This is a genomic window from Burkholderia sp. YHN3-13 (assembly GCF_055810675.1).
The window spans coordinates 135,709-160,448 of sequence record NZ_JBVVNQ010000004.1; the positions used below are offsets into that span (position 1 = coordinate 135,709).

Genomic DNA, 24,740 nt, shown 5'->3' on the forward strand with positions numbered 1-24,740 from the left:
AGACACTGCCGGATCGTTGCCGGCCGGCACGCCACCGAGGACGCTCGCGCATGACGATCCCCCTCAAGAAGCTGATGCTGCGCGGTGTCGCACTCGCGCTCGTTGCCGCGATCGGCTACACGGGCTACATGCTGTCCCGGCTCGCGCCGATCGCGACCGGCTATGCGGCCAAGGCGCTGTGTTCGGGCGTGTTCGTATCGGGCCGGCCGGCCGCGTCCGTGATCGACGTGGACATCATGGCCGGCGTGCATCCGCTGCTGAAGCTGGTGCGCCCGTCGATCGATCCCGACCATCATCGCGCGACGGCGACCTTCGCCGGTTTCGCCGAGCGCGAAGCCGACTTCCGGCCAGGGCTCGGCTGCACGCTCGCGCCCGGACCCTCGCCCGGCGCGACGTCGACCGCGTTGCCGGCCGCGTTGCCGCCGCTTCCCGACCCGCCGGCCACCCCGCCCGCCCCCGCCACACCGCCCGCCGGCATCGACGCGCACAAGCTGCGGACCGCGCTCGACCGCGCGTTCGACGAACCCGATCCGGCGCGGCCGCGGCGCACCCGCGCGGTCGTCGTGATGTGGCGCGGCCAGGTGATCGCCGAACGCTACGCGCCCGGCTTCACGGCCGATACGCCGCTGCCCGGCTGGTCGATGACGAAGACCGTGACGGCCGCGCTGATCGGCACGCTCGTCGCGCAGCACAAGCTGTCGCCCGATACGTCGGCGCTGCTGCCCGAATGGCGCGGCAGCGGCGACGCGCGCGCGGCCATCACGCTCGACGAGCTGCTGCGGATGACGAGCGGCCTGCAATTCAACGAGGACTATGACGACCCGCTCTCCGACGTCGCCGTGATGCTGTTCACGCAGCCCGACATGGCGCGGTTCGCGTCGGCGAAACCGCTCGCCGCGACACCCGGCACGCAGTGGTACTACTCGAGCGGCACGAGCGCGATCGTCGCGCGTGTGATGCGCGAAGCGCTCGGCGGCAGCGACGGCGACTATCTCTTGTATCCGCGCCGCGCGTTGTTCGCGCCGCTCGGGATGCGCAGTGCGGTGTTCGAGCCCGATGCATCCGGCACGCTCGTCGCGCCGTCGTACCTGTATGCGAACGCGCGCGACTGGGCGCGCTTCGGGCAACTGCTGCTGCAGGACGGCAGGTGGAACGGGCAGCAGTTGCTGCCGCGGGGCTGGGTGCGTTACCTGACGCGCGCGACGCCGCAGTCGGCACGGCAGACGTTCGGCGCGCAACTGTGGGTCAAGGTGCCGGAGCCGTTCAACGATCGCGATCCGAACGCGCCCGCGATGCCGGCCGACGCGTTTCATGCGGTCGGCCATGAAGGGCAGTTCGTGAGCGTGGTGCCGAGCCGTCAGCTGGTGGTCGTGCGGCTCGGGCTGTCGCGGCCGGAGGCCGCGTGGAATCACGAGGCGTTTCTCGCGCGCGTGCTCGATGCGGTGCCGGCGCCCGGCGCGTGACGGCGGGCGCGTGAATCGATGACGCGCGCGTGAAGCGGCAGCGCTTGCAACGCCGCTGCTTCACACGCGGCCTGCCCGGCTTTACGGATTCGCGCTGCCCGCGTACTGCCTGAAGCCTTCGCGCGTCGCGAGACGTTCGATATAGCGCGACACCGCCGGCAATTCCGGATGGGCGAACGGCGTGCCGAACCAGCGGTTCGCCGACAGGCCGATCGGAATGTCCGCGAGCGTGAACGTACTGCCGGCGACGTACGCGCCCGTCTTGTCGAGTTGCGCATTCAGCACCTGCATGTGCTTCGTCCAGCCGGCGATCGACTGCGCGATGCCGTCCGGATCCTGGTGATCGGGCGACTTGCGCACGAGGCCGAGGAATGCGCCGACCCACGAGCGGTTCAGGTCCGAGCCCTGCCAGTCGATCCACTGGTCGACCCGTGCGCGCGCCTGAGGCTCGGCCGGATAGAGCGCGTCGCCGCCATGGCGGTTCGCGAGGTAGCGGATGATCGTGTTCGATTCCCACAGCACGAAGTCGTCATCCTTGATGACCGGCACGAGCGCATTCGGATTCAGCGCGAGATAGGCCGGATCGTGGGTCGTGCGGAAGCCCGCCCCCCAGTCTTCCTGTTCGAACGGCAGGTTCAGTTCGGTGCACAGCCACAGCACCTTGCGGACGTTGATGGACGGGATCTTGCCGAGGACGTGCAGCATGCAGTCTCCTTGTGAGGTCGGATGCGGAGCGCGCGGGACGCAGGACACGCCCCGCGCACGTTCACGCCGAATTTATACACGACGGCGGGGCAAACGGCAGGCCGGCCCCGCGAAATCGGTGTGCGGCCGGTTCGTCAGGTCGCGCAGCGCATGCTCGGCCGTCGGGAAGCGGAACATGAATCCTTCCCGATGCAGCCGCGCCGGCATCACGCGCTGCCCGTCCAGCAGCAGCTCGGCCATCTCGCCCATCGCGACGCGCAGCGGCGCGGCCGGCACGTGCAGCCACGCGGGGCGGCGCAGCACCTTCGACACGACCTGCACGAACGCGCGCTGGGTCAGCGGCACCGGCGCGACCGCGTTGTAGACGCCGCGCATGCCCGCGCTCGACATCGCGCGCGCGACGATCCGCAGCACGTCGTCCCGGTGAATCCAGCTCATCACCTGCGCGCCGTCGCCGAATCGCCCGCCCATCCCGAAGTAATGCGGCAGCAGCATCGGGCGCAACGCGCCGCCGGGGCCGAACACGATGCCCAGCCGCAGCACCACCGTGCGCACGCCGTGGCGTTCGAGCGGCTGCGCGGCACGCTCCCACTGCCGGCACAGTTCGGACATGAAGCCGGTGCCGGCGCTGCTGGCCTCGTCGAGCCGCTCGTCGGCCGGACGCACGCCGTAGTAGCCGATCGCGGATGCCTGGATCCACGTGCGCGGCTTGATCTCGGCGGTCTCGACCCAGCGCGTCAGCGCCTGCGTGACGCCGACGCGGCTCGCAAGCAGCCGCGCCTGCCGGCGCTTGCTCCAGCGTGCGCCCAGCACCGGCGCGCCCGCGAGATTGACGACCGTGTCGACACGCTCGTGCGGCCGCAGTTGTTCGACGGACGTCACGCTGCGCACGCGGCCGTCAAACAGGTAGACCGCGCGCAGCGGATCGCGCGCCAGCAGCGTGACGGTATGCCCGGCATCGAGCAACCGGTTCACGAGCGTTTCGCCAATGAAGCCGGTCCCGCCGGTCACGAGCACGTGGCCGGGCGGCTGACCCGCGAACGGATTGGCGGCCGGCACACGGCGCGCGATCCGGCACGCGGCGATCCCGTCACGCACACCCGATATCGTCACGCCGACGGCAAACAGGCTGAGCAGCCAGCCGCGCCAGCCGGGATCGAGCGGCTGCAGCGCGGTCGGCTCGTGCGCCCACACGGCCAGTTGCATCGCGATCATCCCGAACAGCGCGCCGCCGTTGACGGCCAGCAGCGTGTGCAGCACGCGCTCGGTGGCCGGCAGCTTGCGGCTTTGGTCCTCGACGACGAAGTCCCACAACGTCAGCGCCACTTCGACGAGTACGACCGCCGCGAGCGCTGCCACCCACGCCCCGTGAAACGCAACGTTCGCGATCGATGCGAACACGAGGCCGTACAACACGGAACGCACCGCATGAATCGCCAGTTCGAGCCGCGCGCGCGGGCTGTGCGGCAGGTCCTGCGTGAGTTCGTGGTGATAAAGCGTATCGAAGGCGCCCATCGCGCCCTGCGCGATCAGCAGGTTGAGCGCCCAGTCGAAAGCAGGCAAGGTGTTCATACGGTATCCCTCCTCCACAGCCAGACGAGCGGCGGCACCATCGCGACGAGCGCGACGAGGTCGATCGCTACGTGGCCCCGCACATGCGCCTGCCACGACAACAGCATGTCCTGCGGCGCCCAGATCGACAGGCCGGCCAGCAGCCAGCCCCACACTTCCCGTTTGCGCAACCGGCTGCCGAGGTGGACGAGCGCGAACATCCAGACCGACGCGCACTGTACCGTCGCGCCGGCCAGCGACATCCACCAGACCTGCTGGGCACGTGCGGCGTCGGGCGCCGTTCCTGCCCAGAAATGCAGCTCGATGCCGCGGTGATAGGCATCGAGCCACGGCGCGCCGGCCATCCACGGCACGACCGCGCCGACCAGCAGGTGCACGATCGCGACCGCCCCCATCCAGTTCACGACGACGCGGCGCCGGGTGTCGCGTGCGGGGCGCGCTGATGCCCTGCGTCCGGCGGCCTCGCCGATCCCGCACGCCGCGTCGTCGCAGCGCGCTTCGGCGTGATACCCGAGCCAGCGCGAAACGGCCTGCCGGTTGCGTGCGAAGCGGCGATACAGCGGTGCGAGCACGCCGCGCAGGGCCGGCACGCGCAGCAGCCAGGCGAGCCAGCGGCGCCCGGCCAGCGCATGGGCGGCCGCGACGCTGTCGACGCCGGTCAGCATGCGTCCGTCAGGCAGGCGCGCATGCAGTTCGCGATTCAGCGCGGGCAGGTCGACGCCCAGCGGCGCCGGGTCGAAGCCCGGTTCGGCGATATCGACGAACGTCAGCCGGTGTCGCGCGTCGCGCGCCGCGAGACGCCGAATTTCCGCGGCGCATAACGGACATCGCCCGTCGAAGTAAACTTCCAGTTCACTTGCGCTCATGATTTGCACTCCTTCTTTTTATCGAAAGCATCATGAATCGATCGACTGCATGCCGGTGCCTCGAACCGCCGCGCCCGCACGGCGGCGACACGCTTACATCGGCTTGACCACCATCAGGAAGTAGACGGTCAGCATCGCGAAAAACGCCGGATAACCGAGCAGTTCCCAGCGTTTCGCGTAGCGCCAGTAGCGCTCGGGCAGCGCGGCATCGCCGTTCGCGTGCGCGAGCCTCGCCATCGATGCCAGTTCGAGCTGCAGCCACACGACCGGCAGCCAGCACGCACCGGCGACCGCGTACAGCACGATCGACGCGAGCAGCCACGGCGTATGCCACGGCCAGCCGGCCGTGTGCGCGAGCCACAAGCCGGACGCCGGCTGGAAGATCACGGCCGGCGTCGTGAACCACCCGTCCGCGCGCACCACGAGCCGCGACACGGCCGCGATCGCGGGCACCGACCGCGTGCGGTTCGCGAAGAACAGGTAGAACGCGGTGCCGAACCCCGTGCCGACCAGCAGCACCGAGGACAGGATGTGAAGCGCCTTGATGACGAGATAGGTATTCATGCGCGTTCTTCTTCTGAAAAGAGGATCAACAGGATGGCGAGAATCGGCACGTTCTTGAGCACCGGACCGAACGGTTCGGCCAGCAGGCCCGGCATCGTGACCGCGATCACGGCCGAATACGCGACGATCAGCGCCGCTTGCGCAGCCCACAGGCGCCGCGAAGGCGCGGCGACGGTCGCGATGCCGAACGCGAAGTCCAGCGCGCTGGCCCCATAGAGCGCAAACAACGCCGGCAGCCCCGTCAGGTGCGCAGGCGCGAGCAGCGCGAGGCTCGCGTGCAGCGGATGGATGAACGCGCTCGCGATGGCCGTCCAGATCCACACGATCGCGAGCGCGCCGCGCAGCAACGGGCGCCGCCACATCGCGAGCGCCTCGCGGCGCAGCGCGGCAGCGCTTTCCGTGCCGATGAAGCGGCCGATGCCGCGCGGCGGCCGGCCGAGCACGGCCGCGGTGGCCGACGGATCGCCGGTGTTCCCGCCGCGCAGCATCAGCCACGTGTCGCGCGTGAACATCGCGCCCGGCAGCATGCCGGACAGGACGGCCGCCGCGCCGGCCAGCGGGCCCGGCAGCGTCACGCGCGCAGCCGGCGGAAACCCCAGCGCGGCCCGGTAGCAGGCCAGCATCTCGCGGTATTCGACTTCGTCGCCGCCGACCACGTCGATCACCCGGTTGCCGGCCTCCGCCGCATCGTCCGGTTGCACGACGATCCGCGCGACGACTTCCGCGAGATCGTCGACGTGCACGGGGCGCAGCCGCTGACGGCCGCCCGCCGGCAGCACATGCACGGGCAGGCTCGCGAGCATCCGGAACAACCGCGCCGACGCGCCGGCCGCGCCGTAGACGAGCGCGGGGCGCACGATGCGGGAATCGATCGGCAGCGTCCGCAGGAACCGGTCGGCCGCGTGCTTGCTCGCGAAGTACCGCGTCTCGCCGCGCTCGACGCCGAGCGCCGAGATCTGGATCACGCGCCGCACGCCGGCGCGGCAGCATGCGGTGAAGAGCGCGCACGGCGCGGCGCGGTGCACGGCGTCGAGCGTCGCGCCGCGTCGGTCGGCCAGGATGCCGACGGCGTTGACCACCACGTCGACGCCCGTCAGCCGCGGCAGCCACGCCTGCGGATCGACGTCCCGCGCGAAGTCGATCGCGATGTCGCGCGGGCCGGCCGCGTGACGCACGCCGCGCAGCACGTGATGGCCGCCGGCTTCGAGCTGCGCGCACAGCGCCCGCCCGATGAAGCCGCTCGCGCCGCAGACGAGCACGGTGATACTGCGCGCGCCGGTGCGATCGTGCTGTCGGGCCGACGGCAGGATTGCGTTCATCTTCATCCTCTATTTACAGTTATTTCTGTAAAGACAGAAATATCAACCCCAAAAAAAGCGGGCTGCCCGCCCGCACTTCCGCTACCGCTTACTTCGACGGCTTGCGCCTGACCGTCTGGCTGATCTTCGCGCCGATGCCGAGCGCCTTCATCAGCGTATCGGGCTTGAGCCGCAGCATCTCGTCCGACCAGGTCGTGAGCGTCTCGACGAACTGCAGCGTGTCGCGGATACGCTGTTCGGTCTCGCGGCTTTCGTTCGCGATCTCCGGACTCGTCAGGCAATCGCGCAGCACCGTGAGCGTCGGTTCGATCTCGCGCTGCCGCCGCCCTTCGACGATCAGCTTGAACAACTCCCAGATGTCGGTCGACGTCTCGAAGTGGTCGCGGCGGTCGCCCAGCACGTGCACGACCTTCGCGAGCCGCCACGCCTGCAGCTCCTTCAGGCTCGTGCTGACGTTGGAGCGCGCGACGTTGAGCGTGTCGGCGATCTCGTCGGCCGCGACCGGCCGGCCGGCCAGGTAGAGCAGCGCGTGAATCTGCGAGACGGTACGGTTGACGCCCCACCGCGAGCCCATTTCGCCCCAGTGGAGAATGAATCGTTCGGCAATCGGTGTGAGTTCCATGTCGGGAAATTTATTCATTTCAGTTATTTCTGTCAAGAGAGAAATAACCGGGGCGATCCGACACCGTCCGGCCGCGCCCGCCCGCGATCGGCCGCTTCCTTTACAATGCGCGGGATTTTCCGATTTCAGGCCGTCCCCGCCTTTCTGATAGACAGAGGTTTTTCCATGATCATCAAACCGCGCGTGCGTGGCTTCATCTGCGTGACGACTCATCCCGTCGGCTGCGAGGCCAACGTCAAGGAACAGATCGACTACGTGACTTCGCAAGGCCCGATCGCCAATGGCCCGAAAAAGGTGCTCGTGATCGGCGCGTCGACCGGCTATGGCCTCGCGGCCCGGATCTCGGCCGCATTCGGCTCGGGCGCGGACACGCTCGGCGTGTTCTTCGAGCGCGCCGGCAGCGAAACGAAGCCCGGCACGGCCGGCTGGTACAACAGCGCCGCGTTCGAGAAATTCGCCGCCGAAAAGGGGCTCTATGCGCGCAGCATCAACGGCGACGCATTCTCCGACAAGGTCAAGCAGGTCACGATCGACACCATCAAGCAGGATCTCGGCAAGGTCGATCTGGTCGTCTACAGCCTCGCGGCACCGCGCCGCACGCATCCGAAGACGGGCGAGACGATCAGCTCGACGCTCAAGCCGGTCGGCAAGGCCGTCACGTTCCGCGGCCTCGACACCGACAAGGAAGTGATCCGCGACGTCGCGCTCGAACCGGCGACGCAGGAAGAGATCGACGGCACCGTCGCGGTGATGGGCGGCGAGGACTGGCAGATGTGGATCGACGCGCTGGCCGACGCCGGCGTGCTGGCCGACGGCGCGAAGACCACCGCGTTCACGTATCTCGGCGAGCAGATCACGCACGACATCTACTGGAACGGCTCGATCGGCGAAGCGAAGAAGGATCTCGACAAGAAGGTGCTGTCGATCCGCGACAAGCTGGCCGCGCACGGCGGCGATGCCCGCGTGTCGGTGCTGAAGGCCGTCGTCACGCAGGCCAGCTCGGCGATCCCGATGATGCCGCTGTACCTGTCGCTGCTGTTCAAGGTGATGAAGGAAGCCGGCACGCACGAAGGCTGCATCGAGCAGGTGTACGGGCTCCTGAAGGACAGCCTGTACGGCGCGACGCCGCACATCGACGCGGAAGGCCGCCTGCGCGCGGACTACAAGGAGCTCGATCCGCAGGTGCAGGAGAAGGTCGTCGCGATGTGGGACAAGGTGACCAACGAGAACCTGTACGAGATGACCGACTTCGCCGGCTACAAGACCGACTTCCTGCGGCTGTTCGGCTTCGAGATCGCCGGTGTCGACTACGACGCGGACGTGAACCCGGACGTGAAGATCCCGGGCATCATCGACACGACGGTCTGACGAAACGCCCCGCCGCCGCGCTCATCGAGCGGGCGGCGGGGCCGCGTTGCCGGCCGCGTCAACGCGGCGCCGGCTCTTCCAGATAGACGCCCGACGACAGCGTGGCCTTCACTAGCCGCGTGAATTCGTCGGTCGACACCTCCTCTTCTCCTGCTTCGATTGCCTCGTAGGCCTGGCGCACGACGTCGGCCGGCGTGGCCTTCGGCACGTCGAGGCCGGCCGTCAGGTCGGTATCGATGAACCCCGCATGCAGCCCGACGACCTGCGTATGCTGTTCGCGCAGCGAATGGCGCAGCCCGTTGGTCAGCGCCCACGCGGCCGATTTCGACACGCCGTAGCCCGACAGGATCGGCCGGTTCACCCAGCTCGCGACCGACAGGATATTCAGGATCGCGCCGCCGCCGTGGCTGGCGAGCGTGCCCGCGAACGCCCGCGACATCGCCAGCATCCCGAACACGTTGGTTTCGAAGTGCTCGCGCAGCGCGTCGGGCGCGCCGTCGTCCGTCAGGCTGCCGAGCCGCGCGATGCCGGCGTTGTTGATCAGCAGCGTGACGTCGCGGGCCGCATCGGCCGCCGCGGCGACGGCCGCCGGATCGGTCACGTCGAGCTTCACGGGCACGACGCCCGGCAGCGTCACGGTGGCCGGATCGCGCGCCGCCGCATAGACCTTGCGCGCGCCTCTGGCGAGCGCCTGCTTCGCGAACTCGAGCCCGAGCCCGCGGTTCGCGCCCGTCACGAAAACGACTGCACCTTCGATCTTCATGATCGTTCCTTTCGCATGATGAATCGCCTGCGCGCCGGCTCGCCGCGCGCATGAGATCCGGTGGAAAACGAGGTTGCCATTGCTTGCCGAACCGGTGCGCCGCCGACGGCGGGCGGCGAGCCGTCCGCCGCCCGATAGCCGCGGCGCCAAAGACGCCGACCGACTGCCATCCGTGTCCGGCCGTGGCTTTGCATCGCCGGCCAAGTCGACTACACTCGATGTCAATGTCGATCACCATTGTCTTTGCGGTGCATTCTGTTCGCGCCACGCCCTCATGTCAATGGTGATCGCCATTGTGTTTTCCAATCGACGCGATCGGCAAAATCAGGGAGGGATCGATGGGCGTATCAAGACAGCAGGCCGCCGAGAACCGGAGCGCGATCGTCGCGGCCGCCGAGCGGCTGTTCCGCGCGCGCGGCGTCGATGCCGTCGGGCTGACGGAGCTGATGAAGGAAGCCGGCTTCACGCAGGGCGGCTTCTACAACCACTTCAAGTCGAAAGACGCGCTCGTCGCCGAAGTGATGGAAAAGGCGATGCACGACCGCGCCGATTCGCCGAACGCCGGCAGTCTCGACGCGCAGGTGGCGGCGTACCTGTCGGCCGCGCATCGCGACAACGTCGAGGCCGGGTGCCCGCTGTCCGGCTTCGCCGGCGACGCGGCGCGGCTGACCGACGCGGCGCGCGCATGCTACGCGCACGGTCTCGCCGCGTATCTCGACCGGCTGGCGCCGATGGTGGCGGCCGAAGGCGCGACGCCGGAGCAGACACGTCGCGACACGCTGGCGGTCTTCAGCCAGATGGTCGGCGCGCTCGTGCTGTCGCGCGCGGTCGCGGGCACCGATCGCGCGCTGGCCGACGAGATCCTCGACGCGGGACGCAAGACGCTGGGCGCCGGACGCGGCGATCCGGGCACGCCTGCGTAACGCCGCCCTCCCGCGCTACTCGACCGCCCGCGCGGCATCCCACAGCGGTTGCCCGCCGAGCGCCGCATGCCACGCATCGAAACGCGTGCGCCACGCTTCGAACGGCTGCGCGAGCGGATGGCGCGGATCGTCGCTGAGCGAATACGCCATCCCCTCGATCAGCCAGCGCGGCTTGGTCGCGACGGCCAGGTTGCCGAGCACTTCGGCCTGACGATGATGGATCAGCTCGTGCGCGATGAAATAGGGGGTCCAGCCGCGCGGCGCGACGGCCACCCCGAAATTGCCGAGTGTCAGCGCCGCGCGCGCGCCCAGGCCGAACGCGTCGGCACACGCGCGCGTCGAACAGAACACGACGCGCGGCGCATCGTGAAACGGGCCGACGGCCGCCGCCGCGCGCGCATAGCCGTCGCGATACAGCCGCTGCGCGTCGCCGAGCTTCGCGGCATCGTCCGTGCAGATGTCGGCGCTCGGGCACGACACGCCGGGCAGCAGCGCGGGCGCGACGATGCGCAGCGGCTTGACGAGCGCATACGCGGCAATCGGCAGCGCAACGAGCAGGCCCGTGAGGGCGAAGGCGACGTGTGAGCGTTTCATCGAGGCGGAGGTTCCCTGGCGTTTCGTTGAAGTCTTCCGGCGTGAATGGTATCGGACCGGCGGCGCTTCCGGCCCGGCTTTTCATGCCGCGGGCAAACCGGCCGCCGGGCAGCGCCCGGCGCGGCCGCGAAGGCGCCGCGTACGACCGACGCCGGCCACTCGCGTCACGCGGCATGCTCCGTGCGGGTCGCGCCGGCGCCCGCTCCGCGGCGGCTCACGCGCACGCCCAGCCACAGCAATCCCGCGCTGCACACGAACAGGAGCACCTCGACCAGCACGGTCTCGACGTGCCAGTACCGCGTCAGCAGCACCGCGACAAGGTCGAACATGAAATGGAACGCGATCGCATACGCGAGCCAGCGTTTCGCGCCGCGCACGAACGCCTGCAGCACGATCAGCGACAGCCCGACATGCGCGGCCATCGCGCTCACGCGCTCGAACAGCGCGAGCAGCGGCGACACGAGCGTCATCCCCGCGAACTCCGACCCGATCAGCGAGCGCATGCCGGCCGGCACGGCGACACCCGCGTGCGCGAGCAGGTAGCCGGTGCCGAGCGCGACGAACCCCACGCCGACCAGCAGCATCGCTTCCAGCCCGCCGTGCCCGAGCCCGAGCATCACGGCCGTCCGCGCATCGTGCCGCTTCGGCAGCAGATACCGGAACGCGACCCAGCGCCCGCATTCCTCGAAGAGCCCGGCCGTCAACGCGGCGAACACGAGCATCGGCAGATGCCAGCGCGGACTGGTTCCGAGCCAGTGGAACAGCTGCGCCTGCCACGACAGGCGCAGCAGCGGCTGGAACACGAAGAAGGTCAGCATGCCGTAGCAAAACACGCGCAGCGGCACCTGCGTGCGGCGCCGCCAGCGGACCGCGAGCCACACCGGCGCGATCAGTGCCGCGACACCGGCCGCCAGCGTGGCGCACAGCAGCGCCGGGGCGACGGGATGCATGACGGCTGTCGTTACGCGAGCTGCTTGTGGAAATAGGTCGTCGCGCAGAGCGCGCCGTCGGGCATCAGCGCATAGTTCGGCACGACGCCGACGCGCTGCCAGCCGGCCCGCTCGTACAGCCGCTCGGCGTCGCCGCCCGTCACGGTGTCGAGCACGAGCACGGTCTTGCCGGCGTCGCGCGCGGCCGCGTCGGCCGCCGCCATCAGCCGCGCGGCGATGCCCTGCCGGCGCGCGTGCCGCGCGACGAGCATCTTCGCGATATCCGCGCGATGCGGCTGGTTCTCGGGCTGCGCGGTCACGACCTGCACCGTGCCGAGGATCCGGCCCGCCGCATCCTCGGCGACGAGCAGGATGCGCTCGTCGTTCTGGACGCCCTCAGCCACGCGCGTCCAGAACGCGGCGGCGGTCGGCCGCGCGATCGGCAACATGAAGCTGACGGATGCGCCGCCTTCGACGCAATCGATCAACAGGTCGGCCAGCGCGTCGACGCAACGCATCGCGTCGCGTGCGTCGATCCGACGGACGGTAACAGATTCGGTCATGCCCTCTCCGGTAGTCAGGCAGGCCGCACGCACGGTTTCGGCATGGGCCGGGATCCCAAACGCACGCCGGCCGGTCGTCGAGGCTCAAGAAACGGCGGCAGGCGTCCGGCAACGCCGCGCCCGGTCGGCGCGCGTTACCGCCCCATCATCGTACGCGATGAAAACTTCCGCTGCATCACCCGTCACGTCGCCTACACTTAGCCGAATGGATAACTTTCAACCCGGTATCAGCGACGTGTTCCACGCCCTCGCCGATCCGACGCGCTGCGCGATCGTCAGCGCGCTCGGCCAGGGCAAGCGAACCGTTTCCGCGCTGGCCGCGCCGTTCGACATGGCGCTGCCGTCGTTCATGAAGCATGTCGCGGTGCTCGAGCGCAGCGGCCTCGTGCAGACCCGGAAAACCGGCCGCTCGCGCACCTGCGCGCTGGTGGTCAGCCGGGTGACCGAGGCCGAGACATGGCTCGCCGCCCAGCGCGCGCTGTGGGAGGCGCGATCCGACCGCCTCGTCGAATTCGTCGAACGCCATCATCAGGAGGAGCACGATGTCAGCCAGCCCCGTCGACCCCGCTGAAGCCCACGATCTCGTCATCACGCGCACGCTGCACGCGCCGCGCCGTGCGCTGTGGCGCGCGTGGACCGACCCCGAATTGCTGAAGGAATGGTGGTGCCCGAAGCCGTGGACCACCGACGTGCGCGCATTCGACCTGCGCCCGGGCGGCGCCTTCCACACGTTCATGCGCGGCCCCGACGGCGGCACGAGCGACAATCCCGGCTGCTTTCTCGAGATCGTGCCGGAATCGCGCATCGCGTTCACGTCGATGCTCGCGGGGGGCTGGCGGCCGCAGACGCCGTGGATGGGCTTCACGGCGATCGTCACGATGGCCGACGACGACGCGGGCAGCCGCTACGAGGCGCGCGTGATGCATCCCGATGCCGCGACGCGCGAGCGCCACGAAGCGCTCGGCTTTTTCGAGGGCTGGAACACGTGCATCACGCAGCTCGATGCCTTCGCCGCCGCCCTGCGTTGAACGGCTGAACGCGCCCGCGCGGGCAGCCATTGCATGCCGCCGCGCCCGCGCCTAGGATTCCTGAAGGAAGCATGACGACACGCCGGCCGCCGGCGTGCACCGTCGCGCGCGTTCCGCGGGAGGCCACATGTTGCACACGCACACGCATTCCACCCGGGTCAGCCGGCACCTGAACGCACCGCGCGGGCGCGTCTACCGCGCGCTGCTCGATCCGCACGCGGTCGAGCAGTGGAAGGTGCCCGACGGCATGACGTGCCGCGTGCACGCGTACGATGCGCGCGAAGGCGGCGCGCTGCGGGTGTCGCTGAGCTACGACGCGCCGTCGGCCGACACCGGCAAGACCACCGCGCGCACCGATACCTATCACGGCCGCTTCGTCACGCTCGTGCCGGACGAGCGGATCGTCGAGATCGACGTGTTCGAAACCGACGATCCGATGCTGCGCGGCGCGATGACGATCACCATCACGCTGTCCGACGAAGCCGGCGGCACGCGCGTGGATGCCGTGCACGACGGGGTGCCGCCCGGCGTGCCGGCCGCCGACAACGAAACGGGCTGGCAGATGGCATTGGCGCGGCTGGCCGCGCTGGTGGAAGCCGGGTGACGCCGCGCACGCGCGTCAGCCGAGCCGGTAGGCGCGCGTGACCGTGCCGCGGAACAGCGCGTCGCGCTCGTCCCGGCTGGCCTGCGCGGTCAGCCGCTTGAACGCGTTCCAGCCGTTGACGAACGAATACGAGCCCTTGTCGACCGGGAAATTGCTCTCGAACATGCAGCGGCCGGGGCCGAATGCGTCGATGCAGGTCATCATCCACGGCTTCCACGCGTCGGCGAGCTGCACGGAAGACGGCGGCGTCGCGCCCTTCTCGAAATCGAACCCGTTGATGCGCATCCCGAGGCCGCCGACCTTCACGTACACGTTCGGCAGTTGCGCGAGCGCACGCATCGACGCCGACCAGCGCTCGAACACCTCCGGCCGCTTGTCCGCATAGCTGGCGATCCGCACGACGCCACCGCAGTGATTGACGACGATCCGCGTGTCGGGGTTTGCCTTCGCGAGGTCGAACAGTTCGGGGAGTTGCGGAAAGAACAGCCACGCGTCGTACGACAGCCCGAGCGGCGCGAGCTGTGCGACGCCGGCCCGGTACGCGGGATCGAGCAGCAGCCCGCGCGGCACCGCCGACAGCGGATTCGCGAGCGTCGGATCGGCATCCCACGTGGTCAGGTGCCGAACGCCGCGGAACCGGCCGCGTCCGGCTTCGAGATGCGCTTCCAGGACGTCGCGCACGCGTGCGCCGAGCCGCAGGTCCGCATGGCCGACGATACCTTTGGCGACGGCCACCGGGCCGTGCTGCAGCGGCTCGGTCACGCCGGCCACGTAGGCCGTCTCGCCCACCGGCTTCAGTTCGGCCGGCCCCGAATCGCGATAGCGCGTCTGCGCCTGCATGTAGACGGACGCCTGGATGTGGTGGCCCGAGCGCGCGTCCTGCAGATAGTCGTCGAGCATGTAAATCCAGCCCGGCCGTTCGTAGAAGTGATGATGCGCGTCGACGATCGGCAGGTCGGGCTCGAGCGCGGGTTCGAGCGCCGACGCGAGCCAGTCGGGGCGGACCGCGAGATAGTTGCCTTGCGTCGTCATGCGGGAAGCTCCATCGTGGGCCGGCGTGTCGGCGCATGCGGGCAGCGCGAACGAGGCCGCGGCCGCGCCGAGCAACCGGCGTCGCTTGATCGAAATCGTATCCATGTCATTCGCTCCGGTCGAACGCGTACAGCGACAGCGTGAGCAGCGTCGTGATCGCCAGCACGATCGCGAGGCCGAGCATGCCGGCCGTGAACGTGCCGAAGCTGTCCTTCAGGTAGCCGACGAGATAGGGGCCCGCGAAGCCGCCGAGCGCGCCGATCGAGTTGATCAGCGCCAGCCCGCCGGCCGCCGCCTGGCCGGACAGGAAGCGCGACGGCAGCGTGTAGAAGATCGTGCGTCCGGCAATCGTGCCGATCAACGCGAACGTGATGCCGACGAGCGCCGGCCCGAGCGTCAGGAAATGCGTCGACACGCCCAGCGCCACCGCGCCGATGCACAGCCCCACGGCCAGGTTCGCGACCGGGCCGCCGCGACGGTCCACCCGCTTCGCCCACCACAGCAGCGCGACCGTCGCGAAGCAGTACGGCACCGCGGACAGCCAGCCCGTCTGCATCGTCGACATGCCGTGCGCCTTCAGCATCTGCGGCAGCCAGATGCCGATCCCGTACGAGCCCATCGTGAAGCCGAACGAGATCAGCGCCAGCACGTACACGCGCACGTCGCGCAACGCGACGCCGAAGCCCTTCTTGCGGCCGGCCGCCGCGCCTTCGCGCTCGAACGCGCGCTGCAGCGCCGCGCGCTCGTCGTCCGACAGCCACGCGGCATGCGCCGGCGAATCGGACAGCAGCTTCAGGACGAGGAAACCGAGCGCGCACGCCGGCAGCCCTTCGACGATGAACATCCATTTCCAGCCGGCGAGCCCGAGCACGCCGTCGAGCTGCAGCAGCCACGTCGACAGCGGGCCGCCGATCAGCGACGACAGCGGCGTCGACACGGTGAACCACGCCAGCACGCGCGTGCGGTAGCTCGCCGGAAACCACACGGCGAGAAAGAAGATCACGCCCGGGAAGAAGCCGGCCTCCCCGATGCCGAGCAGCAGCCGGATCGCGTAGAAACTCGTCGGCCCGGTCGCGAGCGCGGTCGCGGCCGCCATCAGCCCCCACGTGATCATGATGCGGGCGAGCCAGCGGCGCGCGCCGAAGCGGTACAGCGCGAGATTGCTCGGCACCTCGAACACGCAGTAGCCCGCGAACATGATCCCCGCTCCCCAGCCGAACTGCGTCGCGGTCAGCCCGAGATCGCGGTTCATCGTGAGCGCCGCGAACCCGACGCTCGTGCGATCCAGGTAGTTGAAGAAGTACGCGAGCGCGAGCAGCGGGATGAAGCGCCATGCGGCCTTGCGCACGGCGCGCTGCTCGGCCGACGTGTCGGTCTCGCGGTCGGCGGCGAGCGCCGGGGAAGCGGATGTCATGTTCGTCTCCATGGATACGGCGGTCCTCGTCCGCGCATGGCGCGGCCGGGCTGCCTGTGTTCGTTCGGGGGATCGCGGCCGCGCTACGCGCTCGCCACTTCAGTCGGCGAAGGCGCGGCGCCCGGCCCGTCGCCGTGCGCCGCGTCGTCCGCGCCGCCCCGGCCCGCGACGACGCCGGCGTCGATCAGCGCACGCGCGTCGTCGGGCGTGTAGCCGAGCTCGCCGAGCAGCGCATGCGTGTCCTGGCCGATCGCGGGCGGCGCCGAGCGCAGCCGCAGGCGCTCGCCCGCGAGCGTGAGCGGCAGCAGCGCGGTGCGCGTGTCCACCGGCCGCCCGGCGCTGCTCGCGTCGGCCGGCAGCGTCACGGCTTCGAGGCCGCCCGTGGCGCGCAGATGCGGATCGTCGAACAGGTCCTGCGGCTTCGTGATCGGCGCGTACGGCAGGCCGGTCGACTCGAAGATCGCGCCGATCTCGGCGGCCGAGTACGACGCCAGCCGCGCACGCAACGCGGGCAGCAGCCATTCGCGCGCCTGGACGCGCAGGTTGTTGGTCGCGAGGCGCGGATCGTCCTTCAGCGCGGCCAGGCCGAATGCATCGCAGAACAGCGCCCATTGCGTGTCCGACACGACCGCGAGAAAAATCTGTTCGTTGTCCTTGACGGAGAACACGTCATAGACGGCCCACGCGGAAATGCGGCTCGGCATCGGCGACGCGGCCTGCCCCGTCACCGCGAACTGCATCATGTGCTGCGCGACCAGAAACACGTTGTTCTCGAACAGCGCGCTCTGCACCTGCTGGCCGCGGCCCGTGCGCTCGCGCTGCGCGAGCGCGGCCATCGCGCCGATCGCGCCGAACATGCCGCCCATGATGTCGTTCACGCTCGCACCCGCGCGCAGCGGCCGCCCTTCGGGGCCCGTCATGTAGGCGAGACCGCCCATCATCTGCACGACCTCGTCGAGCGCGGTGCGATGCTCGTACGGGCCCGGCAGGAAGCCCTTGTGCGACACGTACACGAGGCGCGGATTCAGCGCGTGCAGCGACGGATAGCCGAGGCCGAGGCGGTCCAGCGTGCCGCTCTTGAAGTTCTCGCTGAACACGTCCGCCGTGGCAACGAGCCGCAGCACGATCTCCAGCCCGCGCGGATCCTTCACGTCGACCGCGAGACTTTTCTTGTTGCGGTTGAACATCCCGAAGAAGCCCGCGCCGGAACCGCGCAGCGCCCGCGTGCCGTCGCCCGCGATCGGCTCGATCTTGATCACTTCCGCGCCGAGATCCGCGAGCAGCATCCCGCAGGTCGGGCCCATCACCATGTGCGTCATCTCGATCACGCGCACGCCTGCGTACGGCAGCGCCGAGGCCGGTTGGCGTTCGTTCATTGCGCGACTCCCGCCAGGCATCCTTCCGGTTGCGCGGCCGACGGGACACGCCCGTCCGCATAGCGGAAACCCTTCGGCAAACCCGCATCGGGCACGTGGCCGTACAGCGCCTCGGCGGGCAACGCCGCATGCAGGATCGCGCGCGCGGCGAGCAGCGCGTCGACGTCGACCCCCGTGTCGTATCCCATCGCTTCGAGCAGGAACACGAGATCCTCGGTCACGATGTTGCCGGTCGCGCCGGGCGCATACGGGCACCCGCCGAGGCCGCCCTGGCTCGCGTCGATCGTCGTCACGCCCGCGTCGAGCGCCGCGACGACGTTCGCCAGCCCCTGCCCGCGCGTGTTGTGGAAATGCGCGCCGCCCGCCTTGTCGCCGACTTCACGCCGCAGCCGCGTGAACAGCCGGCGCACCTGGGCCGGATTCGCATAACCGCTGGTATCGGACAGGCCGATTTCGTCGACACCGCATTCGGCCATCGCGGCGGCCATCGCGATCGTCTCGTCGTCGCTGACGGCGCCCGCGATCGTGCAGCCGAACGCGACCGACACGCCGGCCTCGATCTGCACCGACGGATACCGCGCATCGCGCAGCGCGACGATCGCGCGCACTTCGTCGATCATCTGCGCGGGCGTCTTGCGAATGTTCGCCAGCGAATGCGCTTCCGTGACCGAGACCGGCAGCGTCAGCTTGTGCACGCCCGCGTCGAATGCCCCTTCGGCACCGCGCAGGTTCGGCGCGAGCGCGGCGACGTGCAGCCCCGGAATCGCCCGCGCATGCGCGACGACTTCGCGCACGTCGGCCATCTGCGGCAACAGCCGGGCCGGCACGAACGACCCCACCTCGATCTCGTGCAGGCCGGCCGCGGCCAGCGCGCTGATCCAGCGCAGCTTGCCGGCCGTCGGCATCACGGCCTTGATGCTCTGCAGCCCATCGCGCGGACCGACCTCGCTGACCAGCACCTTCGGATATTCGGAAACGCTCATTCGACACCTCGTCGTTCTATCTGAAAGAACATCATTCTGTTTGACAGAACTTTAGGCGGGCAGCAAACGAGCGGTAAGCGGGGTATACCCGTGAAATCGCGATTTTATGGAACTTGAGTTCTGCCAGACAGAACGATATAGTGGACCGACCATCATTCGAAGGAAGCAGTCAGTGCCCACGCATCAAGCAGGTCACACCGGCGACACGCCCGATCCGGCGGCCGAAGAAGCATCCAGCGGCGTCGCCGTGCTCGATCGCGCGTTCGCGATCCTCCGTGCGTTCGGCCAGACCGACGACCGGCTGTCGCTCGCCGAGCTGTCGCGCCGCACCGGGCTGTACAAGAGCACGATCCTGCGCCTGCTCGCGGCGCTCGAACACGGCGGCTTCATGCGCAAGCTCGACGACGGCCAGTACGCGATCGGGCACGAGCCGCTGCGGCTCGCCGCGCTGTACCAGCGTTCGTTCCGCGTCGGCCCGGTGATCGAGCCGCTGCTCGAGGCGCTGAGCCGCGAACTCGGCGAAACGGCTTCGTTCTACGTGCGCCAGGGCGACATGCGTTCGGTGCTCTATCGCGTCGAACCGGCCCGCGCCGTGCGCGTGTCGATTCGCGTCGGCGAGGAATTTCCGGTTCGCCAGGGCGCGTCCGGGAAGGTGCTGCTGGCCTTCACCGACACCCACGACGCCCGCTGGGACGACGTGCGCGAACAGCTGTGGGCCGCGTCGTACGGCGAGCGCGACCCCGAGACGGCATCGGCATCCGTGCCCGTGTTCGGCGCGGCCGGCGAATGCGTCGGCGCGCTGACGGTGTCGGGCCCGAAATCGCGGCTCGCCGCCGCGCCGGCGATGGCTGCGGCGCTCGCCATGCTGCTGCCGCTCGCGCAGAAGGCGACCGTCGCGCTCGGCGGCGCGGGCACGCGCTACGACGCGGCCGCCGTGCGCGACAGCCTCGCCCGGCTCGCGTCGTCGGCCGACGACGCGGCACGGTCGTAGGCGATTGCGCACGACAGCGGCGATGCGACGGCACGACGGGCCGCCGCATGCGACACTGGCCGACGATGCACGCCCGGTGTGCCACTCGCATGCACACCGGGCGTATAACCGCCAACCGGACCCGCACGAGGAGACAATCGCGATGAGCGCCGCACGCCCCGCCGCCTGGTATTTCGATTTCGTTTCGCCGTTCGCCTATCTGCAGCAGGAACAGTTCGACCGGTTGCCGCCGGCCGCCGCGTTCGAGCCGCGCCCGATCGTGCTCGGCGCGCTGCTCACGCACTGGGGCCAGAAAGCGCCGGCCGAGATCGCGGCCAAACGCGTCTTCACCTATCGTCACGCGCAATATCGCGCGGACAAGCTCGGCATCGCGTTCCGGATGCCGCCCGCGCACCCGTTCAACCCGATCAGGCCGCTGCGCCTCGCGATCGCGATGGGCAGTTCGCGCGACGCGATCCGGCGGATCTTCCGGCACATCTGGCGCGACGGCCACGACGTATCGACGCCCGACGGCTTCGCGGCGCTATGCGAAGCCGTCGGCTTTCCGGAAGGCGTGACGGCCGTCGAGGCACAGCCGGTCAAGGACGCGCTGCGCGCGAACACCGATCGGGCGATCGCCGACGGCGTATTCGGCGTGCCGACCTTCGCGCTCGACGGCGACCTGTTCTGGGGCGAGGACGCGACCGACATGTTCGTCGACTGCGCGACGTCGCGCGCGTGGCTCGACTCGCCCGAGGTGCGCCGCATCAGCGCGCTGCCGGAAGGCATCCGGCGCGGCTGACGGCACGGCCGCCGTCGCGCGCCTGCGCGATCATGCCTCGCGCCCTTCGACGAGCGTCGGCACGGCCTCGCGCATCATCGCGACGAACCGCACGAGCCGCGACGGATAGAACTGCGCGTGCGGATAGGTCAGATAGACGGGCAGCGGCGCGGCCTGCCACTCGGGCGCGAGATGCACGAGCTCGCCGCGCGCGAGATGGCCGGCCAGCATCCATGACGAGCCGACACACGCACCGACGCCCAGCAGCGCCGCGCTACGCAGCGCATACAGGTTCGCGGTCGTGATGCGCGGCCGGATCGCGATGCGTCGCGTGTCGCCGGTGACCGCGTGCGTCAGCGCGAGTTCGTTGCGGTAGTAGGTGCGCAACGCGAGCCACGGCAGCCCGGCCAGCGCGTCGGGGTCGCCCGGTAGATCGGCGCCGTTCAGCACCGACGGCGCGGCGACCACGAAGCGCGGCACCTTCGTCAGCCGGATCGCGACCACGCCGGGATCGGTCGGCTCGCCGACCTGGATCGCGCAATCGATGCCGCTGCCGACGAAATCGCGCACCTCGTCCTGCAGCAGCCACTCGACCGACACGCGCGGGTAGTCGCGCAGGAACTGCGCGAGCGGCGCGACGAAACGTTCCTGCCCGAACGCGTGCGGCACCGCGACGCGCAGCAGCCCGTCGGGCTCCTCCTGCGCGCCGCGCAAATCGGCCTCGAACGCCGCCCAGTTCGCCAGCAGCTCCTTCGCCCGCTTGAGGCAACGCTCGCCGTCGACGGTCAGCCGCATCGTATGCGTCGTCCGTTGCAGCAGCCGCATGCCGAGCGAACGTTCGAGCGCCTGCAGCCGCCGGCTGATGGTCGGCTGCGTCGTATGCAGTTGCGCAGCGGCCGCCGACAGGCTGCCGGCCTCGACTATGCGCACGAACGTTTCCATCAGCTCGAAACGATAGCCGGCGCCGTCCACCGGCACGGCCTGAACGCGCTGAGACCCGCCAGCGGCGGGAGAAGCAGAAGATTTTTCGGTCATTCGTGCAGCGTATAACAAATCTGCGCGAGGCGGCACTACCGTGGCCGGCCGCGTACCGCCACACTCGCGTCCATCCCGTTATCCAACCAAGGATGCACACCATGTCCACCCCGACCCGTCTCGACGCCGCGCCCCGTGTGGCGCACGCCCCGGCCCATCCGGCCGCCCATTCGATGCCCGATCGCCGGCTCGTGCTGCTGCTCGCGGCCGCCGCCGGCCTCGCCGTCGCCCCGCTCTACTACGCGCAGCCGATGCTCGGCGCGCTCGGGCCCGATCTCGGCGCATCGGCGCGCGCGATCGGCTTCGTGCCGACGCTCACGCAACTCGGCTATGCGCTCGGCATCCTGCTGCTCGCGCCGCTCGGCGACCGCTTCGACCGGCGCCGCGTGATCGTGACCAAGGCTGCCGCGCTGGTCGTCGCGCTGCTGCTCGCGGCGATCGCGCCGTCTCTCGGGCTGCTGCTCGCGGCGAGTTTCGCGATCGGCCTCGCCGCGACGATGGCGCAGGACGTCGTGCCGGCCGCCGCGACGCTCGCGCACGACACGCATCGCGGCCGCATCGTCGGCACGGTGATGACGGGGCTGCTGCTCGGCATCCTGCTGTCGCGCGTCGTGGCCGGCTTCATCGCCGAAACGGCCGGCTGGCGCGCGATGTTCGCGCTCGCGGCCGTCAGCGTCGCGGTAATCGGCTGGGTGGCCGCGCGCGGGCTGCCGCGCTTCGAGCCGACCACGCGGCTGCCGTACCGCGCGCTGATCGCCTCGCTCGGCGCGCTGTGGCGCGATCATCCGGCTCTGCGTCGCGCCGCGCTCGCGCAGGGGCTGCTTGCCATCGGCTTCAGCGCATTCTGGTCGACGCTCGCGGTGATGCTGCACGGCGCGCCGTTCCATCTCGGCAGCGCGGCTGCCGGCGCATTCGGCCTCGCGGGCGCCGCCGGCGCGCTGGCCGCGCCGATCGCCGGACGCCTGGCCGACCACCACGGCCCCGAGCGCGTCACGCGCATCGGAATCGGCATCGCGACGCTGTCGTTCGCATCGATGGCCGCCGCGCCGCTGATGTCGCCGCATGCGCAGCTCGTCCTGCTCGCGCTCGCGACGATCGGCTTCGATCTCGGCGTGCAGGCGACGCTGATCGCGCACCAGGCCATCGTCTACCGGATCGATCCCGCGTCGCGCAGCCGCCTCAACGCGGTGCTGTTCGTCGGGATGTTCATCGGGATGGCGGCCGGCGCCGCGATCGGCAGTTTGTTGCTCGCGCAACTGGGCTGGAATGCCGTGACCGCGCTGGCCGTCGCGACGTCGCTGGCCGCGCTCGCGGTGCGGATCTGGCGCAACTGACATCCGCCGTCGCGAGGACGAGGCGGGCAGGCCCACGGGCTTGCCCGCCTTTTCTTTTATTTTCGATCGGCGCATGCATGGTGCTGCGCGGCCCGGCAGATTCGGACGCACCGACGCGCGCATTCGTTCATTCGGTGCAAGATCCGCATCCGCCTGACGAATTAGCCAGTTCAACCGATTAATTTTTGCAACAGCGGTGCACGCCTGCACGCAAACGTCGGACGATTCGCCCCTGCCGCACCGCGCGGCGCGTTGCCATCCGACCCCATCGCACAACCCCGTTTTATCAGGGGATTCCCGGTATTTTTTCGCATTTTCTTCGAAATAACGGCTGACATACTGGCCCCCGTTGCGCTCCGGTGCGAGCGCGCTTTCCGATCCTGCCGGCCGCCTGTCATGCGCTGCGCGTCCGCCCGGGTCGCCCGGAACATGAACGATTTCGACACCTCGATCCAGATCTTCCTCACCCACGTGACGTTCGGCCCGCTGATGAATCACGCGATTCGCGTGATTGCCGGCCTGTACACATTCAAGGGCTTCGTGCTCATTCCCGTGCTGTGCTGGCTGTGGTTCCAGCCAGGCCCGAACCGCGACCGGCAACGCGAGCTGGTCGTCGCGACGATCGCGAGCGGGCTCGTCGCGCTCGCGATCGGCCGGGTGCTCGCCCAGGTGCTGCCGTTCCGCGTGCGGCCGATCTACAACCCCGATCTCCACCTGCACTTCCCGTCGGCCGGACTGCGCGCGGCGACGCTGCAGGCATGGAGTTCGTTTCCGAGCGATCACGCGATGCTGTGGATGGCGATCGCGACCGGTATCTTCATCATCGCGCGCCGCATCGGCATCGTCGCGCTGCTGTATTCGGTCGTCTTCATCTGCCTGCCGCGCGCGTATCTCGGCTTCCACTACCCGACCGACCTGATCGCGGGCGCCGCGATCGGCATCGCGATCGCGTGGCTGCTGACGCGCGACGCGATCCGGTCGCGCTTCGCGCCGCAGGTGCTGGAGACGATCCGGCGCTTCCCCGCGCCGGCCTATACGCTCGCGTTCCTGCTGTGCTTCGAGTTGATCACGCAGTTCGACGAACTGCTGACGCTCGCGCAGTCGGTCACGCAGACGATGTGACGGGCCGGTGCCGCGATGCTGCCCCTGCTGCTGTCGTTCCGTCGCCCCGGCATGCGCTGCCGGCCCTGCGCGGCAGCGGCGCGCCGCGCGCCGGCCGCGCACGTCAGTCGCGATCGGGCGCGCCGAGCGGGAAGAACGCGCGAAACGGCCGCGCCTCGTCGACCGCCCGCGCAAACGACGGCCGCGCGAGCAGACGCTTGCGGTACGCGATCACGTTCGCGAACCGCGGATCGATCCGGTGCGTCCAGTCCGCGTAGAACAGGAACGGCGCCGCGCCGCAATCGGCGAGGCTGAAATGATCGCCGGCCGCCCATTCGCGATCGGCCATCTTCTGGTCCAGCCACGCATACGACGTATCGAGCATCGCGCGCGCATCGGCGACGCCGCGTGCATCGCGTTCGCCTTCCCGGCGCAACGCGTCGTGCACGACCTTCTGCTGCGGCGTCGACACGTAGTTGTCGAAGAAGCGATCCATCATCCGCACCTCGAGCGCGGCGTGCGGATCGTCGGGCAAGAGGCGCACGGGGCCCGGATGGTTCAGGCCGAGATACTCGATGATGATCGACGCCTCGATCACCGTGCGGCCCGCCTCGACCAGCACCGGAAAGCGCTTCAGCGGCCACAGCGCGGTCAGTTCCTGCATCGGCTTCGGATCGTCGTGCGCGAGCAGGCGATACTCGAACGGCGTGCCGTTCTCGTACAGCGCGGTCAGCACCTTCTGTGCAGTAGGACGAAAAGGGATGGGCGTAAAGCGTCGGCATCATCGCGCGGCCTCTCTGGGTGGTGGGCGCCGCGTCGTGCGGCGCCACG

General features: G+C 69.6%; 25 protein-coding genes and 1 pseudogene. 10 read left to right on the forward strand and 16 right to left on the reverse strand.

Translation table 11 applies throughout. From position 1 onward, the window contains the following. The first annotated feature begins 50 nt into the window (after window positions 1-50). Window positions 51-1,463: a serine hydrolase domain-containing protein gene (locus tag AC0KUR_RS12040; RefSeq protein WP_473375943.1), complete on the forward strand. Its 1,413-nt coding sequence runs from the start codon at window positions 51-53 to the stop codon at window positions 1,461-1,463. A gap of 81 nt (window positions 1,464-1,544) precedes the next feature. Here AC0KUR_RS12040 and AC0KUR_RS12045 read toward each other — a convergent pair whose 3' ends face one another. The 6 genes from AC0KUR_RS12045 to AC0KUR_RS12070 all read right to left on the reverse strand — a co-directional run bounded on the left by AC0KUR_RS12045 (window position 1,545) and on the right by AC0KUR_RS12070 (window position 7,111). Beyond that, window positions 1,545-2,168, reverse strand: coding sequence for a glutathione S-transferase family protein (locus AC0KUR_RS12045; RefSeq protein WP_124608532.1), 624 nt, complete (start codon window positions 2,166-2,168; stop codon window positions 1,545-1,547). Window positions 2,169-2,240: 72 nt separating this feature from the next. Further along, window positions 2,241-3,740 (reverse strand): TIGR01777 family oxidoreductase, encoded by a 1,500-nt coding sequence (locus AC0KUR_RS12050; protein WP_473375944.1) that lies wholly within the window; start codon window positions 3,738-3,740, stop codon window positions 2,241-2,243. Next, window positions 3,737-4,606, reverse strand: a complete 870-nt coding sequence (locus AC0KUR_RS12055) for a thiol-disulfide oxidoreductase DCC family protein (RefSeq protein WP_124608530.1) — start codon at window positions 4,604-4,606, stop codon at window positions 3,737-3,739. Before AC0KUR_RS12055 ends, AC0KUR_RS12050 begins: the two co-directional genes overlap by 4 nt. 93 nt (window positions 4,607-4,699) lie before the next feature. Beyond that, entirely contained in the window at window positions 4,700-5,170 is a 471-nt protein-coding gene (locus AC0KUR_RS12060; RefSeq protein WP_034187719.1) for a DUF2269 family protein, read from the reverse strand. Continuing rightward, window positions 5,167-6,489 carry an SDR family oxidoreductase gene (locus AC0KUR_RS12065; protein WP_473375945.1) on the reverse strand — a complete coding sequence of 441 codons (1,323 nt, stop codon included), beginning with the start codon at window positions 6,487-6,489 and terminating at the stop codon, window positions 5,167-5,169. The genes AC0KUR_RS12060 and AC0KUR_RS12065 overlap by 4 nt, the downstream gene beginning before the upstream one ends. 88 nt (window positions 6,490-6,577) lie before the next feature. Then, on the reverse strand, window positions 6,578-7,111 hold the full coding sequence (locus AC0KUR_RS12070; RefSeq protein WP_034187718.1) for a GbsR/MarR family transcriptional regulator: 534 nt from the start codon (window positions 7,109-7,111) through the stop codon (window positions 6,578-6,580). Window positions 7,112-7,276: 165 nt separating this feature from the next. Here AC0KUR_RS12070 and fabV point away from each other — a divergent pair, with 165 nt between their 5' ends. Beyond that, window positions 7,277-8,479 (forward strand): enoyl-ACP reductase FabV, encoded by a 1,203-nt coding sequence (gene fabV / locus AC0KUR_RS12075; RefSeq protein WP_473375946.1) that lies wholly within the window; start codon window positions 7,277-7,279, stop codon window positions 8,477-8,479. A gap of 58 nt (window positions 8,480-8,537) precedes the next feature. Here fabV and AC0KUR_RS12080 read toward each other — a convergent pair whose 3' ends face one another. Beyond that, window positions 8,538-9,242, reverse strand: a complete 705-nt coding sequence (locus AC0KUR_RS12080) for an SDR family oxidoreductase (RefSeq protein WP_473375947.1) — start codon at window positions 9,240-9,242, stop codon at window positions 8,538-8,540. 338 nt (window positions 9,243-9,580) lie between these two features. Here AC0KUR_RS12080 and AC0KUR_RS12085 point away from each other — a divergent pair, with 338 nt between their 5' ends. Further along, a complete protein-coding gene (locus AC0KUR_RS12085) occupies window positions 9,581-10,165 on the forward strand; it encodes a TetR/AcrR family transcriptional regulator (RefSeq protein WP_034187715.1) in 585 nt (194 codons plus the stop codon). Between the two features lie 15 nt (window positions 10,166-10,180). Here AC0KUR_RS12085 and AC0KUR_RS12090 read toward each other — a convergent pair whose 3' ends face one another. The 3 genes from AC0KUR_RS12090 to AC0KUR_RS12100 form a co-directional block, all read right to left on the reverse strand. Next, window positions 10,181-10,759 carry a hypothetical protein gene (locus tag AC0KUR_RS12090; RefSeq protein ID WP_175029032.1) on the reverse strand — a complete coding sequence of 193 codons (579 nt, stop codon included), beginning with the start codon at window positions 10,757-10,759 and terminating at the stop codon, window positions 10,181-10,183. A gap of 164 nt (window positions 10,760-10,923) precedes the next feature. Then, a complete protein-coding gene (locus tag AC0KUR_RS12095; RefSeq protein ID WP_473375948.1) occupies window positions 10,924-11,709 on the reverse strand; it encodes a YhfC family intramembrane metalloprotease in 786 nt (261 codons plus the stop codon). A gap of 11 nt (window positions 11,710-11,720) precedes the next feature. After that, the gene (locus AC0KUR_RS12100; protein ID WP_473375949.1) at window positions 11,721-12,251 is read right to left on the reverse strand and encodes a GNAT family N-acetyltransferase; all 531 of its coding nucleotides are present in this window, start codon (window positions 12,249-12,251) and stop codon (window positions 11,721-11,723) included. Between the two features lie 205 nt (window positions 12,252-12,456). Between AC0KUR_RS12100 and AC0KUR_RS12105 the strand changes: the two genes are divergently transcribed. From AC0KUR_RS12105 to AC0KUR_RS12115, 3 genes are all read left to right on the forward strand, one after another. Further along, window positions 12,457-12,822, forward strand: coding sequence for an ArsR/SmtB family transcription factor (locus AC0KUR_RS12105; RefSeq protein ID WP_226252503.1), 366 nt, complete (start codon window positions 12,457-12,459; stop codon window positions 12,820-12,822). After that, window positions 12,794-13,279 (forward strand): SRPBCC family protein, encoded by a 486-nt coding sequence (locus tag AC0KUR_RS12110; RefSeq protein WP_059559063.1) that lies wholly within the window; start codon window positions 12,794-12,796, stop codon window positions 13,277-13,279. The genes AC0KUR_RS12105 and AC0KUR_RS12110 overlap by 29 nt, the downstream gene beginning before the upstream one ends. A gap of 127 nt (window positions 13,280-13,406) precedes the next feature. Continuing rightward, window positions 13,407-13,883: an SRPBCC family protein gene (locus AC0KUR_RS12115; RefSeq protein ID WP_226252483.1), complete on the forward strand. Its 477-nt coding sequence runs from the start codon at window positions 13,407-13,409 to the stop codon at window positions 13,881-13,883. Between the two features lie 15 nt (window positions 13,884-13,898). Here the strand turns inward: AC0KUR_RS12115 and AC0KUR_RS12120 are convergent, their stop codons facing one another. From AC0KUR_RS12120 to AC0KUR_RS12135, 4 genes are all read right to left on the reverse strand, one after another. Then, window positions 13,899-15,020: an amidohydrolase family protein gene (locus AC0KUR_RS12120; RefSeq protein WP_124608526.1), complete on the reverse strand. Its 1,122-nt coding sequence runs from the start codon at window positions 15,018-15,020 to the stop codon at window positions 13,899-13,901. A 1-nt stretch (window position 15,021) separates the two neighbouring features. After that, window positions 15,022-16,329 (reverse strand): MFS transporter, encoded by a 1,308-nt coding sequence (locus tag AC0KUR_RS12125; protein ID WP_034187708.1) that lies wholly within the window; start codon window positions 16,327-16,329, stop codon window positions 15,022-15,024. An 83-nt stretch (window positions 16,330-16,412) separates the two neighbouring features. Next, window positions 16,413-17,705, reverse strand: a complete 1,293-nt coding sequence (locus AC0KUR_RS12130; RefSeq protein ID WP_226252482.1) for a CaiB/BaiF CoA transferase family protein — start codon at window positions 17,703-17,705, stop codon at window positions 16,413-16,415. After that, complete coding sequence (locus AC0KUR_RS12135; protein WP_473375950.1) at window positions 17,702-18,688, reverse strand: hydroxymethylglutaryl-CoA lyase; 987 nt, start codon at window positions 18,686-18,688, stop codon at window positions 17,702-17,704. The genes AC0KUR_RS12130 and AC0KUR_RS12135 overlap by 4 nt, the downstream gene beginning before the upstream one ends. A 172-nt stretch (window positions 18,689-18,860) precedes the next feature. Here AC0KUR_RS12135 and AC0KUR_RS12140 point away from each other — a divergent pair, with 172 nt between their 5' ends. Both AC0KUR_RS12140 and AC0KUR_RS12145 read left to right on the forward strand, forming a co-directional pair. Continuing rightward, window positions 18,861-19,679: an IclR family transcriptional regulator gene (locus AC0KUR_RS12140; protein WP_473375951.1), complete on the forward strand. Its 819-nt coding sequence runs from the start codon at window positions 18,861-18,863 to the stop codon at window positions 19,677-19,679. Between the two features lie 142 nt (window positions 19,680-19,821). After that, complete coding sequence (locus AC0KUR_RS12145; protein ID WP_034187704.1) at window positions 19,822-20,460, forward strand: 2-hydroxychromene-2-carboxylate isomerase; 639 nt, start codon at window positions 19,822-19,824, stop codon at window positions 20,458-20,460. Window positions 20,461-20,490: 30 nt separating this feature from the next. Here AC0KUR_RS12145 and AC0KUR_RS12150 read toward each other — a convergent pair whose 3' ends face one another. After that, a complete protein-coding gene (locus AC0KUR_RS12150; RefSeq protein ID WP_473375952.1) occupies window positions 20,491-21,474 on the reverse strand; it encodes a LysR family transcriptional regulator in 984 nt (327 codons plus the stop codon). A 101-nt stretch (window positions 21,475-21,575) separates the two neighbouring features. Here AC0KUR_RS12150 and AC0KUR_RS12155 point away from each other — a divergent pair, with 101 nt between their 5' ends. Both AC0KUR_RS12155 and AC0KUR_RS12160 read left to right on the forward strand, forming a co-directional pair. Further along, window positions 21,576-22,808, forward strand: a complete 1,233-nt coding sequence (locus AC0KUR_RS12155) for an MFS transporter (RefSeq protein WP_059559070.1) — start codon at window positions 21,576-21,578, stop codon at window positions 22,806-22,808. Window positions 22,809-23,237: 429 nt separating this feature from the next. Beyond that, window positions 23,238-23,930 (forward strand): phosphatase PAP2 family protein, encoded by a 693-nt coding sequence (locus AC0KUR_RS12160; RefSeq protein WP_034187701.1) that lies wholly within the window; start codon window positions 23,238-23,240, stop codon window positions 23,928-23,930. Window positions 23,931-24,033: 103 nt separating this feature from the next. On the opposite strand, the pseudogene AC0KUR_RS12165 reads toward AC0KUR_RS12160, so the two are convergent. Next, a pseudogene (locus AC0KUR_RS12165) lies at window positions 24,034-24,694 on the reverse strand (glutathione S-transferase family protein). Window positions 24,695-24,740: the final 46 nt, after the last annotated feature.

Coding starts and splice junctions, on each gene's coding strand:
- AC0KUR_RS12040 (WP_473375943.1), top strand. CDS start 51: ATGACGATCCCCCTCAAGAAGCTGATGCTGCGCGGTGTCGCACTCGCG.
- AC0KUR_RS12045 (WP_124608532.1), bottom strand. CDS start 2,168: ATGCTGCACGTCCTCGGCAAGATCCCGTCCATCAACGTCCGCAAGGTG.
- AC0KUR_RS12050 (WP_473375944.1), bottom strand. CDS start 3,740: ATGAACACCTTGCCTGCTTTCGACTGGGCGCTCAACCTGCTGATCGCG.
- AC0KUR_RS12055 (WP_124608530.1), bottom strand. CDS start 4,606: ATGAGCGCAAGTGAACTGGAAGTTTACTTCGACGGGCGATGTCCGTTA.
- AC0KUR_RS12060 (WP_034187719.1), bottom strand. CDS start 5,170: ATGAATACCTATCTCGTCATCAAGGCGCTTCACATCCTGTCCTCGGTG.
- AC0KUR_RS12065 (WP_473375945.1), bottom strand. CDS start 6,489: ATGAACGCAATCCTGCCGTCGGCCCGACAGCACGATCGCACCGGCGCG.
- AC0KUR_RS12070 (WP_034187718.1), bottom strand. CDS start 7,111: ATGGAACTCACACCGATTGCCGAACGATTCATTCTCCACTGGGGCGAA.
- fabV (WP_473375946.1), top strand. CDS start 7,277: ATGATCATCAAACCGCGCGTGCGTGGCTTCATCTGCGTGACGACTCAT.
- AC0KUR_RS12080 (WP_473375947.1), bottom strand. CDS start 9,242: ATGAAGATCGAAGGTGCAGTCGTTTTCGTGACGGGCGCGAACCGCGGG.
- AC0KUR_RS12085 (WP_034187715.1), top strand. CDS start 9,581: ATGGGCGTATCAAGACAGCAGGCCGCCGAGAACCGGAGCGCGATCGTC.
- AC0KUR_RS12090 (WP_175029032.1), bottom strand. CDS start 10,759: ATGAAACGCTCACACGTCGCCTTCGCCCTCACGGGCCTGCTCGTTGCG.
- AC0KUR_RS12095 (WP_473375948.1), bottom strand. CDS start 11,709: ATGCATCCCGTCGCCCCGGCGCTGCTGTGCGCCACGCTGGCGGCCGGT.
- AC0KUR_RS12100 (WP_473375949.1), bottom strand. CDS start 12,251: ATGACCGAATCTGTTACCGTCCGTCGGATCGACGCACGCGACGCGATG.
- AC0KUR_RS12105 (WP_226252503.1), top strand. CDS start 12,457: ATGGATAACTTTCAACCCGGTATCAGCGACGTGTTCCACGCCCTCGCC.
- AC0KUR_RS12110 (WP_059559063.1), top strand. CDS start 12,794: ATGTCAGCCAGCCCCGTCGACCCCGCTGAAGCCCACGATCTCGTCATC.
- AC0KUR_RS12115 (WP_226252483.1), top strand. CDS start 13,407: ATGTTGCACACGCACACGCATTCCACCCGGGTCAGCCGGCACCTGAAC.
- AC0KUR_RS12120 (WP_124608526.1), bottom strand. CDS start 15,020: ATGGATACGATTTCGATCAAGCGACGCCGGTTGCTCGGCGCGGCCGCG.
- AC0KUR_RS12125 (WP_034187708.1), bottom strand. CDS start 16,329: ATGACATCCGCTTCCCCGGCGCTCGCCGCCGACCGCGAGACCGACACG.
- AC0KUR_RS12130 (WP_226252482.1), bottom strand. CDS start 17,705: ATGAACGAACGCCAACCGGCCTCGGCGCTGCCGTACGCAGGCGTGCGC.
- AC0KUR_RS12135 (WP_473375950.1), bottom strand. CDS start 18,688: ATGAGCGTTTCCGAATATCCGAAGGTGCTGGTCAGCGAGGTCGGTCCG.
- AC0KUR_RS12145 (WP_034187704.1), top strand. CDS start 19,822: ATGAGCGCCGCACGCCCCGCCGCCTGGTATTTCGATTTCGTTTCGCCG.
- AC0KUR_RS12150 (WP_473375952.1), bottom strand. CDS start 21,474: ATGACCGAAAAATCTTCTGCTTCTCCCGCCGCTGGCGGGTCTCAGCGC.
- AC0KUR_RS12155 (WP_059559070.1), top strand. CDS start 21,576: ATGTCCACCCCGACCCGTCTCGACGCCGCGCCCCGTGTGGCGCACGCC.
- AC0KUR_RS12160 (WP_034187701.1), top strand. CDS start 23,238: ATGAACGATTTCGACACCTCGATCCAGATCTTCCTCACCCACGTGACG.